We start from the raw sequence: 11,069 nt of genomic DNA on the forward strand, positions 1-11,069 counted from the left end.
AGTAGAGATCCTCGCGGAAATGGCCCCTTTCCGCCAGCACGCGCAGGTGCTTGTTCGTGGCGGTGAGGATGCGGATGTCAATCTTGCGGCTTTTGGGCGAACCGACCATGGAGACCTCCTTGTCCTGCAGCACCCGCAGGAGCTTCACCTGCATGGCCAGGGAGGTCTCGCTGATCTCGTCCAGGAAGATGGTGCCGCCCTCGGCGGTCTGGAAGAACCCGGCCCGGGACTGGTTGGCCCCGGTGAAAGCCCCCTTGACATACCCGAAGAGCTCGCTCTCCAGGAGCCCCTCGGGTATGCCGCCGCAGTTGACGGGCACGAAGGGGGCCTGCGCCCGCGAGCCGTGGTAGTGGATGGCCCGGGCGACGAGCTCCTTGCCCGTACCGGACTCCCCGGTGATGAGCACGGTAGCCGAGGTCCCGGCGGCCTTTCCTATCGCCTGAAAAACCTTCTTCATGACCTTGGATTCACCCACGATGCCGTAGTCGTCGTGGGACACGAGGCGGCGGCGCCGGAAAGCCGCCCGACGGAGCCCGAGCTTCTCCAGGGACCGCCCCACCGCCGCGAAGAGCTCCTCGTCGGTGAAGGGCTTGGGCAGGTACTCCTCCGCCCCGGTCTTGATGGCCTCCACCGCGCCCTCAACCGTCGCGTACCCGGTGATCATCATCACCTCGGTGTCGCGGTTGTTCTCCCGCACGTGACGCACCAGTTCCAGCCCGGACACGTTGGGCATGCGCAGGTCCGTTATCAGGAGGTCCACCGCGGTTCCGTCGAGGAGACGAACGGCCTCGGCCACGCTGCCGGCGGTGAAAACCCGGTACCCCTCGGCCGTCAGGGTCCGCCTGAGCATCTCCAGGGTTTCCGGGGAATCGTCTACGACCAGAATCCTATCGTTGGCCATGGGTCGGTGCTCACTTCCTCGTGGAAGGGCAAGGGGCGTAGGGCGACCCGTAGGACGAGTCCTCTGCGGTCGCCCGCGGGCGGGGACAGAGCCCCGCCCCTACGAGTCGGTATGGATGTGAAGGTTCACGCGGCGCATTCCGGGACGGCACAGGGATCGCACCGGACCGCTCGCCCGAGCTCCGGCGGTCCTCGGAGCGTCCAAGAAGGGGCGATGGCCGGACCCCGGGTCAAGGACGCCCCTCCACCTGGTTCTCCACCCCGAAGGGCCTCGCCGCGACGGGGAGGGAGACGGTGAAGCGGCTCCCGCGGCCCAACTCGCTCTGGACCTCTATCCCGCCGCCGTGCGAGGCGACGATGCCGTGCACGACCGGCAGGCCGAGCCCCGTTCCGTGCCCAACCTCCTTGGTGGTGAAGAAGGGGATGAAGATTTTCTTCACCGTCTCCCGTGACATCCCCGTGCCCGTGTCCTCGATGTCGAGGTAGACGGAATCGGCGTCCGCGTGGGTCGCCACGGTGAGCTTCCCCCCGTCCTCCATGGCCTGGACGGCGTTGACCACGATGTTCACCACCACCTGCAAAAGCTGCGACGGATCGGCGGTAATCAGGGGAAGCTCGGGATCGAACCGCTTGACCACCCGAATCCCCTGTTTCTCGCACCGGGTTTCCAAGAGGAAAAGCCCCTCCTCGGCCACGGTGGACAGGTTGACCTCGGTCTTCTGGGTGGGCATCTGGCGGCTGAAGATGAGGAGCTTCTTGACTATCTCCCGGGCGTGCAGGGTGGAGTTGATGATGCGCTCCAGGTCGCGGCCCACGATGTCGGGCAGGTCGGGTGCCTTCTTCGATAGCTGGGCGAAGCCGAGGATGGAGGTGAGCGGCTCGTTGAGCTCGTGGGCGACCCCCGCCCCGAGCTGCCCGATGGTGGCCAGGCGGTCGGCGTGCCGAAGCTGCTCCTCCAGGGTGCGCTTGTCCTCCTCGGTCCGGCGCCTCTCGAGAATCAAGGAGATGTGCCGGGCGATACTGTCTATGAGGTCGTGCTCCTCCTCGAGGAAGAGTGCCGCCTCCAGCAGATCCTCCCCGCCCGAATAGACGAGTTCGACGAAGCCCCGCTTCTCGCCGCCGCACACGATGTCGGAACGCAGGGCGCTACCCTGGCCGTCGAAGTTCGAGCTCACGTAGCTATGTTTATCCACCACCAGCCGGGCCGTGGCCATCTCCGGGTACTGCCAGGCGGGCGGCATCAACTCGACGATCCCCTGCATCAAGCCGTCGAACTGGACGTCCTGCTGCTGGACGAGCTCGTCTATCTCGTAGAGGCAGGAGAGTTCCTTGACGCGCTCGCGCAGGGCGTACTGGGCGCGGCGGTCGCTCACGGCCACGCCCAGGGTCTCGGCCAACCCCTCGTAGAACTCGATGGTCGAGGGGGTGAAGAAGTTCACCCGGCGGCTCTTGAGCTGCAAAAGACCCCGGCTCTCCTCCTCCAGCTCGAAGGGGATGAAGGCCACGGACTGATAGCCACCCGTCAGCTCCCGCAGCTCCTCGGGCACGAGCTCCGAGAAGACCGGCGGGCATTTCAACGGTTGGTCCGTGCTCCCGATCCAGAAGCTGCCCCCGGCGCTGATGCACTCCAGGGTGGGGTCCACGTGACGGCACATCACCGCGCCGCAGAGCTTTTCGATCCACGAGCCGTCGTCCACGCATGGAACCGTCCTATCGCCGCACTTCAGCACCGGCGAGAGCTTTTGGCAGAAGTAATTCTCCCCCTTGCCGTCGGTCGCCACCCAGCGGTAGTGCAGATCCCCATCCCGCATCCGCAGCTCTACGGCGTCGCAGTGCGAGAACTCCAAGAGCATCCGGGACATCTCCCGGAGGAATTCGAGCCGCGGGGTTCCCAGGTTGGCGAAGCGGAGGATACGCCGCGTGATAAAGCAGAAGTCGGCGGCCAGCTTGACCGCGGTTTCCCGGATGGACTGGAGGTTGGTGACGGTTTTATTCATCATCGTGGATTTTCCTAGGGCGGCGATGGAAGTCTAGTCCGAAGGCTGGACTTTTTCAAATGGGTAAGGCAAGGGGTTTAACCGAGCGAAGCGAGCTACGCCTCTAGCGAAACCCCTTGTCTCCTTGATTGGAAACCGCCTCTCGACATTTAATACCAAGAAGCGTGCCAGGAATCACATCGTCCGAAAAACGGCCTGACGGCGCGCCGTCGTGCACCCGCGACCAGCCGAACGAAGGGCCGGTGCGCGCACCGACCCCAAAAGGGACTTTCGATGGTTTCAACCGCGGCAAAGTTACAAGAACCGCCCCGTCCTCCGAGCGGACGACGGCCGCCGTCAACGGATGCAACGGTCCGCCCGCCCCCCGCGGTCCGGCCGGCCGGCCGTTGCGGTGATGATTTATCTCCGACTAAGATCCCGGCCGCGGCGATGGCCGCCATGTGCACCACGTCGTCCACCTCGCAGCCGCGAGGCAGAACGTGGGCTTGGCGATTCCCTCGCTCACGATGATGGCGCCGGCGCGCGGGATGCGGTCGTCCTCGCCCTCGAGAAGAACCAGACGGGCGGGCCGCTTCTTGGCCTCGTAAATCACGAGGCGCATGATTTCGCCAGGGGCGTAGCTCGGTTTGCCAGGGGCATAGCTCGCTTCGCTCGGTTCGCTCGGTTAGCGGTTCTTGCCCAGCCGAGCCTCGAGCTGTTTCTTATAGGAGTCCAGGTTCACCTTGAGCTTGGCGACGCCGGACTCCATCGCCGCCTTGGCCACGGCGGAGGCCTCCCAAATGAGGACGCGGTAATCGAAGGGCTTGGGGACGATGTAATCGCGTCCGAAGCTAAGGTGCTCGACGTTGTACGCCTTGCACACGGAATCGGGCACGTCCTCCTTGGCCAGGTCCGCCAGGGCCTTGGTGGCGGCGTGCTTCATGGCCTCGTTGATGTCGGTGGCGCGGACGTCCAGGGCCCCGCGGAAGATGAACGGGAACCCAAGGACGTTGTTCACCTGGTTCGGATAATCGGAGCGGCCGGTGGCCATAATTACGTCGTCGCGGGCCGCCTTCGCGTCCGGGTAGGTTATCTCGGGGTCCGGGTTGGCCATGGCGAAGATGACCGGGTCGGAAGCCATGGAGCGGACCATGTTCTGGGTCACCAGCCCGGCGGTGGAGAGGCCCAGGAAGACGTCCGATCCCACCATGGCGTCGGCGAGGGTGCGCCGATCGGTCTTGGCGGCGAACTGCTGCTTGTACGGGTTCATCCCCTCCTTGCGGCCGGCGTAAATGACGCCCTTCGAGTCCAACAGGATGACCTTCGCCGGGTCCACCCCGAGGCTGATGTAGTACTTGGTGCAGGCGATACCGGCGGCCCCGGCGCCCGAGACCACGAGACGGATGTCTTCTATCTTCTTGCCATTTAGCTCCAGGGCGTTCAACAGCCCCGCCCCGGAGATGATGGCCGTCCCGTGCTGGTCGTCGTGGAAGACCGGGATGCCCATCCGCTTCTTCAGCTCCTCTTCGATGACGAAGCAATCGGGGGCGGCGATGTCCTCCAGGTTTATACCCCCGAATGTCGGTTCGAGCATCTCCACGGTGCGGATGATTTCGTCGGGGTCCTTGGAGTCGATTTCCAGGTCGAAGACGTCGATGTCGGCGAAGCGCTTGAAGAGAACGCCCTTGCCCTCCATCACCGGCTTCCCGGCAGAGGGGCCGATGTCGCCCAGCCCGAGCACCGCCGTGCCGTTCGAGACGACGGCCACCAGGTTTCCCTTGGCCGTGTACTCGTAGACCTTGGCCGGATCCTTCTCTATCTCCAGACAGGGGATCGCCACTCCGGGGGTGTACGCCAGGGACAGGTCGAGCTGCGTCCGGCACGGCTTGGTGGAAACGACCTCTATCTTGCCGGCCCTGCCCCGGCTGTGGTATTCGAGAGCCTCCTCGCGACTGATGGCCATCCTCTCCTCCAATAAAAAGGCCCAGGGCGTGCCCCGCGCCGGTTACTCTCCCCCCGTTCCCCAAAGTGGAGACGAGGAAAAAACTTAACCCTCCCGAACGGCTCGCCGTCGATCCGGGTGCCAAGGGTGATGCGGAAAACTTTCTGTACCCCGTATACCGGGATTTCATCTTCGACCCAACTAGATGAAAGTACTCAGGTGCAAGGCCGACTTGGGCGCGAACCGCCGAGGGATGGAGGGGCAAGGGGCTTAAGCCCCTTGTCTCAACGGATTTCATTTGTTTTAACCGTTCTCCCGACTTCCCCGTCAGGAGTTCGCGCGAGTCCATCCGAAGACCGCTGCAAATCCCGCCCACCCGACCCCGCCTTCAGAACGGCACACTCCCGCACCACGTCGTCGGGGAGCTCGGTCACCGCCCACATCTCCGCCCAGCTACCTATCTTCGCCATCTTGGCCGCAATGTGATACCCGAGGACGTAGCCCTCCTCGATCCTGGCCAGCATGTCCTCCAGCGTAGAGCAGGAGCCGAGGAGTTGGTGAAAGGTGTCATGGCCGATGCCGTCGCGGCACTTGGAAACGAGGATTAGAACGCCCCCTTCGGTGAGGGCCAAGGCGCCGTTGTGCAGTGCCTTCTGGGACTGGTAGAGGTCCACGTCCATGGGAAAGGGGGCGACGCTGACCACCACGTCGGCCTTGGCGGGAACCTCGACGCAGAAGACCTCCTTGGCCCGCAGGGTGGCGGCGTAGAAGGACTCGTGGATGTGCCCGGCGGTGGCGGCGTATATTTTGCGATCGCGGTCCAGGACGGTCTGGATGGAGAAAATCGGTTTCTCGGCGATGGCGGAAAGGGCGTCAACCATGTCCTCGTGGACCGGGTTGCCTTCGAGGGCCAGCGCCCGGGCCCGGACATCCATAGCGAATTTGTGGTTTTGTTCGATTGTTAGGTAAGACGCGATGCCGGGCAGGAAGAACTTGCGGCCGCCCGTGTAACCGCCGAAGTAGTGGGGCTCGACGGAGCCGATGATGACCAGCCGGTCCGCCTCCACCCCCAGGCGGTTGATCCACATCTCGGTCCCCGACTTCGAGGTGCCGATGTGGACCATCTCGGCGTCGGCCCTCGCGTCGTGGACGTGAATCCTATCGCGGAAGCGCTCGAGGTGGCGACCAAAGATGAAGCGGAGCTCCTCCTCGGTGGGACCGCGGTGGACGCCGGTGGCGATCAAGAACCGCGGCTCCACGCCGACCAGGTCACCCTCGATGATGTCGAGGACCTTGGCGGTGGGAGTGGGCCGGGTGCCGTCGTTGACGATGACCAGAACGTTACCGCCGGCGCCGATGAACTCGCCGAAGGGAACGGCGCCGAGGGGGTTAGAAAGGGCGCGTCGCAGCGTTTCGATCTCATCGCCCGTATCCACCCGGTTCGGGTGAACGATGCCGGCCAACCGGTCGCGTTCGAGCTCGACCGTCTGCTCCCCTTTTCCCCACGGAACCCGAATCTCCACGACCGCCTCGGCCGAAGAAAGCTTTTAAGTAAACCTTGGGGGACACTACGATAGCGCATCCGGTTTGTCAATGCGAAGCTGCGTCTGCCCCGCGAACCCCGCCAAAACGAAGCGAACCGAGCGTAGCGAGCTACGCCACGGGCTAACCTACTCGAAGACCACGAACCACCTGGACTTGGACTTCGCCGGGTGGAGCCTGAGCCAGAGGTCGTCGGGCAGGTACACCTTCACGTTGCAGTACTGGCAGGGCACCAGGCGGTCCTTTCCGTCCACGACCAGGGCGCCGCCGCACTTGGGGCAGGTGAAGGCCACGGGGCCGGAAACGCCCTCGGACCGCGGCTCGTCAGAGACACGGAGGGACGCGCCGACGAGGAGCCTCGGATGGAGATTCGAGAGCCATGCGGGCGGCGGCGCGGTCTCGGTGGTCTCACCGCACTTGGCGCAGGTGAGCGTACCCGCGTCCGGCTTGAGCGAGGCTTTCGGGAAATCGGTCTTGCATTTATAACAGTTCGGGGCCCGGTTCCCGTACAGGAGCGTCGTGTTGAACGTCCCCCAGATGGAGGAGTTGCGTCCCTCGCTCTCTTTCAGTTCACCGGATTTAATCTCCTCCAGGACATCCTTGAAGATGTCCGTCCAATAATCATGGGGAACATCGAAGTCCGCCTGGCAGTGGTCGCAGTGGGCCGTCTCCCAGGGGCCGTTCAGCGGCACGGGGTTGTCGCACTTGGGGCACTTGACGCCGCATTCGATGAGCACGTAACGCACGTTTTCTCCTCCGGTGAGTTACAAGCGCGGGTTTGCCGGGGCAAAATTTGTGTCGCCGGGGTCAGTTTATCTCATCCCGCCGTCGAGGTACACCCCCCGACGGGATGAGACGCGGAAACAGGCGGGCGGCCTTTCGACCACCCGCCCGCTCACACGACAGCGCGCCGGAACGACGACCCCACGGAGCTTAAATGGTTCGCCGTTGGCGTTACTTCGTCATTAGAACTTGAGCTGCAACTGGGCCTTTACGAGTGAGTTGCCGTCCACGTCGGAGTCCTCGGGCATCTGCATGATGTAGTTGAGCTGCAGCATGGCGTAGTGGTCCTCGGTGAAGTAGAGGTTGGCGCCGATGGTCAGCTGGTCCATCCCGTTCAAATCCACGGTGTCGTTGGTGTCGTTCATGTCATAGCGTCCGCCAAGCTCCACCAGGTTGAGGAAGTCTCCGCCCACGGGCAGCCGGCCCAAGAGGTCAACGGCCAGGCCCGAGACGCCGAAGTCGTCGCCGAGGTCAACGGTGTCGCCGGCGGCGTCCTTCGAGCTCGAAAGCCCGAAGCTCCCGCCGACGTACTCCAGGCCCGCGTAGAAGTAATCGTGGGTGTAGTTGACGTGGGCGCCGTAGCCGGTGACGCCGGTGTAGACATCGTTGCCCAAAGCGTCTTCGTAGAGCGCCTGATCGTTGGCCAGGTAGAGGAAACCGCCGAGGTGAATGCCCTTGATGAAGGAGCTGTCGGCGAAGACGGAGAAGTTGATGTCGGATAGGTTGGGGTTGTTCCCCGGGCCCGTTCCGCCGCCCCAGCCCGCCCTGTCGTTCTCCCAGACGCCGAGCGAAAGGTCGAGGTACCGGGTGTCCTTCTCCGCGCCGTCGATCATGACCTGGCCCACGATGCCCTCCTGATAATCGGACGACCAGACGTCGTGCTGGGGCCGATCAATGAAGGGCTGCGCCGAGCTGGACAGGGAGTTGGTCCAGGATCCGTCCGGGTTCTGCAGACCGAGGTGCAGGTTGAAGATGTCCGCCGGCTTGAAGGACAGGTATAGCTCCTCGAGCTCCCACTGCAGGTACTTCGAGGTGCTGGCGGTTACGTCGGAGACGTAGGTGATGTCGGGGTTGCCGTCGCCGTCAACGTCGTAGTCCGCGGTGTCCACCGAAAGGCCATTGAAATGGGTGCGGTCCTTGACCGCCTCGACCAGCTTGAAGGACCAGTAGTCGCCGATGTCGCCGGAAACTTCCAGCTTGGCGCGCTTGAAGTAGAGCTCGCCGAAGGCGTTGCCGTCGGTGACGTTGGTCTGGAGATCGTAATCCCAGTGGAACTGGGCGTAGCCGCCGAGCTTGATCTTGAAGATGTCCTCATCGTATACGGTGACGCTGGCCAGAGAGGCGCCGGCGAAGGTGAGGATCAAGAGGACCGCGAATAATTTTCGCACTGTCTTTACCTCCAGGGTTGGGGTTTTGTCAGGTAACGGCAATTTCAGGTTTTAAGCAATTTCACGGTCATCGCCGCGGAGCGTGGATGAGCGGTTATCCATCCCCCTGCGACCGCCGCTTCTTTTTGCCGGGGGCATAACTCGCTTCGCTCGTTTTTCTCATCGCCTCCAGCTCTTTCGCAATCTCGTGCTGGTGGTGCAGGTGCAGGTGGCTCTCCACCACGAAGAGCACGCTCTCGGCGATGTTGGTCGCGTGGTCGCCGACGCGCTCAAGATTCCGGGCGACGAGGGCCAGCCGCCAGTACCCCTCGGTCAACTCGCACTCCGGGCTCACCCCCGACGGCAAGCCGTCCTCTTCGACGCCGGGTATGCGCGACATCTTTCCGAGAATCTCCCGGACGGTTTCCCGCGTCAGCTCGTCGAGCTCGTCGTCGCCGACGATGACGCGCTTGGCCAGTTCCTCCGACTCCCCGGTGAAGGAATCCATGCTGTCGGAGAACATCTTCAGGGCCGTCTCCCCCATCGTCCTCAATTTTTCGGGCGTCTCGATCTTGGGTTGCTCCGCCAGGAATCGGGTGTGGTTGGCGATATTCTGGGCGTGGTCGGCGATGCGCTCGAGGTCGCGGTTGATGAGGATGATGGCCACGAGCTGCCGGACGTTCTTGCCCATGGGCTGAAAGAGGGTGATGACGTGGATGGCCTCCTCCAGGTTCCAGGTCTCCATCTGGTTGACGAGGAGCTCGTCCACATCGGCGACCCGGGTCGCCAGGTCCACGTCCAGCGTCTCCAGCGCCTTGAGGGAGTTGTCGAGCATGGACCGGGTAAGATCGGCCATCTCCATCAACCGCTCGGTCAAGGCTTCCAACCGTTTATACAGCATCGGACACCTCTTTAGCCCTGGCGGGCGACTTTTTCCGTCCTTGAAGCGGATTTCCATACCTTTAACCAAAGATACCGCGCAGGTAGTTCTCCGTCCGGGAGTCGGACGGGGCGGTGAAAACCTCGTCGGTCACTCCGAACTCGACCAGCTCGCCCAGCATCAGAAAGGCCGTGTACTGTGAAACGCGGGCCGCCTGCTGCAGGTTGTGGGTGACGATGATGACGGTGTAGTCGTCCTGCAGCTTTTCGATGAGCTCCTCGAGCTTGGCGGTGGAAATGGGGTCCAGGGCGCTGGCCGGCTCGTCCAGGAGGATCACCTCCGGCTCGACCGCCAGGGCGCGGGCGATGCACAGGCGCTGCTGTTGGCCGCCGGAGAGGTCGAGGGCCGACCGGTGCAGCTTGTCCTTGACCTCGTCCCACAGGTTCGCGTCCCGCAGGGCCTTCTCCACGGCCTGATCCAGCGCGGCGCGGCTGGGCCGGCCATGTATCTTCAAGCCGTAGGCCACGTTCTCGAAGACGCTCTTCGGGAAGGGGTTGGGGCGCTGGAAGACCATCCCCACCCGCCGACGCAGCTCGTAGACGTCGGTGCCGCTTTCGAAAATGTTCATCTCATTCAGCCGGATTTTACCTCTAATCCTGCAGGTGGGGTTCAGGTCGTGCAAGCGGTTTATCGCGCGCAACAGGGTACTCTTCCCGCAGCCCGAGGGCCCCATGATGGCGGTGACCGCCTTCTCGGGGATAGCGCAGGAGATGTCCCTGAGGACCTGGGTGTCGTCGAACCAGAGGTCGAGCTTTTCGATGGTGACCTTGGCCACCATCTCTTCGGGCAAGACTACCCGGTGGGTCAGTTGGACGTCTACCATTTCTTCCCCTTCCTGGCCCGAATGCGGAAGAAGATCGCCGCACCGTTGACCAGCAGCACGAGCGCCAAAAGAACGAGGGCGGTTCCGTAGGCCATGGCCGTCTGCTCGACGGGATGGGTTCCCTCGGTCATCAGCGCGTATATGTGGTAGGGCAGCGCCATGACCTTGCTGAAAAGGCCGGTGGGCAAACGCTTGGTGAAGAAGACGGCGGCGGTGAACATGATGGGGGCAGTCTCGCCGGCGGCGCGCCCGACGGCCAGAATCACGCCGGTCAGAATCTGGGAAACGGCCGCGGGGAGGACGACCCGGACGGTGGTGTGCCAGCGGGTGGCCCCCAGGGCCAGGGAGGCTTCCCGGAAGCTCCTCGGGATGGACTTCAGCGCCTCCTCGGTGGCGCGAATGATGGTGGGGAGGACCATCAGGCCCAGAGTCAGGCTCCCCACCAGAACACAGGCGCCGAAGCCGAGGAAGTTCACGAACAGCCTTTGGTTCGATTCCGCTGCGGCCACGCGGCCGGTGAGTCCGCAGACTCCGGTCGCATCGCAGAGTGCGTCGGCAACACGGTAGATCGGACCGCACTCCGCCGAGCGGATCAGCCAAGCGCTGTCCGTCGTCGTGATGATCCGGTAGTCGCTCAGAACGAGCGGGGCCGTTGGATCGCCGGCATCCACCACGAGAACCGATCGGAGCCCCAGGACGTACACGATGCCGCGGTCGACGAACACCCGGCGGGCCTTGCCGCAGGTAGGCAGGGCGGCGACCTGCTCGCCGTCGGTCAAGCCGTAGATCGTGAGGC

The 11,069-nt window shown here is 63.7% G+C and carries 10 protein-coding genes; all 10 read right to left on the reverse strand.

What is annotated here, in order from left to right; genetic code table 11:
* The coding region (locus NTW26_05710) for a sigma-54 dependent transcriptional regulator (protein ID MCX7021758.1) at positions 1-901 on the reverse strand (901 nt) is incomplete at its 3' end.
* A 229-nt stretch (positions 902-1,130) separates the two neighbouring features.
* A complete protein-coding gene (locus tag NTW26_05715; protein ID MCX7021759.1) occupies positions 1,131-2,900 on the reverse strand; it encodes an ATP-binding protein in 1,770 nt (589 codons plus the stop codon).
* A 406-nt stretch (positions 2,901-3,306) separates the two neighbouring features.
* On the reverse strand, positions 3,307-3,498 hold the full coding sequence (locus tag NTW26_05720) for a hypothetical protein (GenBank protein ID MCX7021760.1): 192 nt from the start codon (positions 3,496-3,498) through the stop codon (positions 3,307-3,309).
* 63 nt (positions 3,499-3,561) lie between these two features.
* The gene (locus NTW26_05725) at positions 3,562-4,839 is read right to left on the reverse strand and encodes a hypothetical protein (GenBank protein MCX7021761.1); all 1,278 of its coding nucleotides are present in this window, start codon (positions 4,837-4,839) and stop codon (positions 3,562-3,564) included.
* Positions 4,840-5,102: 263 nt separating this feature from the next.
* Complete coding sequence (gene larA, locus NTW26_05730; GenBank protein ID MCX7021762.1) at positions 5,103-6,341, reverse strand: nickel-dependent lactate racemase; 1,239 nt, start codon at positions 6,339-6,341, stop codon at positions 5,103-5,105.
* A 147-nt stretch (positions 6,342-6,488) separates the two neighbouring features.
* Positions 6,489-7,106 carry a hypothetical protein gene (locus tag NTW26_05735; GenBank protein MCX7021763.1) on the reverse strand — a complete coding sequence of 206 codons (618 nt, stop codon included), beginning with the start codon at positions 7,104-7,106 and terminating at the stop codon, positions 6,489-6,491.
* Between the two features lie 219 nt (positions 7,107-7,325).
* Positions 7,326-8,531, reverse strand: a complete 1,206-nt coding sequence (locus NTW26_05740; GenBank protein MCX7021764.1) for a porin — start codon at positions 8,529-8,531, stop codon at positions 7,326-7,328.
* Positions 8,532-8,625: 94 nt separating this feature from the next.
* Positions 8,626-9,411, reverse strand: a complete 786-nt coding sequence (gene phoU, locus NTW26_05745) for a phosphate signaling complex protein PhoU (protein MCX7021765.1) — start codon at positions 9,409-9,411, stop codon at positions 8,626-8,628.
* Positions 9,412-9,472: 61 nt separating this feature from the next.
* Positions 9,473-10,273 carry a phosphate ABC transporter ATP-binding protein PstB gene (gene pstB / locus NTW26_05750; GenBank protein MCX7021766.1) on the reverse strand — a complete coding sequence of 267 codons (801 nt, stop codon included), beginning with the start codon at positions 10,271-10,273 and terminating at the stop codon, positions 9,473-9,475.
* The gene (locus NTW26_05755) at positions 10,267-11,061 is read right to left on the reverse strand and encodes an ABC transporter permease subunit (GenBank protein MCX7021767.1); all 795 of its coding nucleotides are present in this window, start codon (positions 11,059-11,061) and stop codon (positions 10,267-10,269) included. Before NTW26_05755 ends, pstB begins: the two co-directional genes overlap by 7 nt.
* Positions 11,062-11,069: the final 8 nt, after the last annotated feature.

This window comes from bacterium, from assembly GCA_026398675.1.
Classification (GTDB): Bacteria; RBG-13-66-14; RBG-13-66-14; order RBG-13-66-14; family RBG-13-66-14; genus RBG-13-66-14.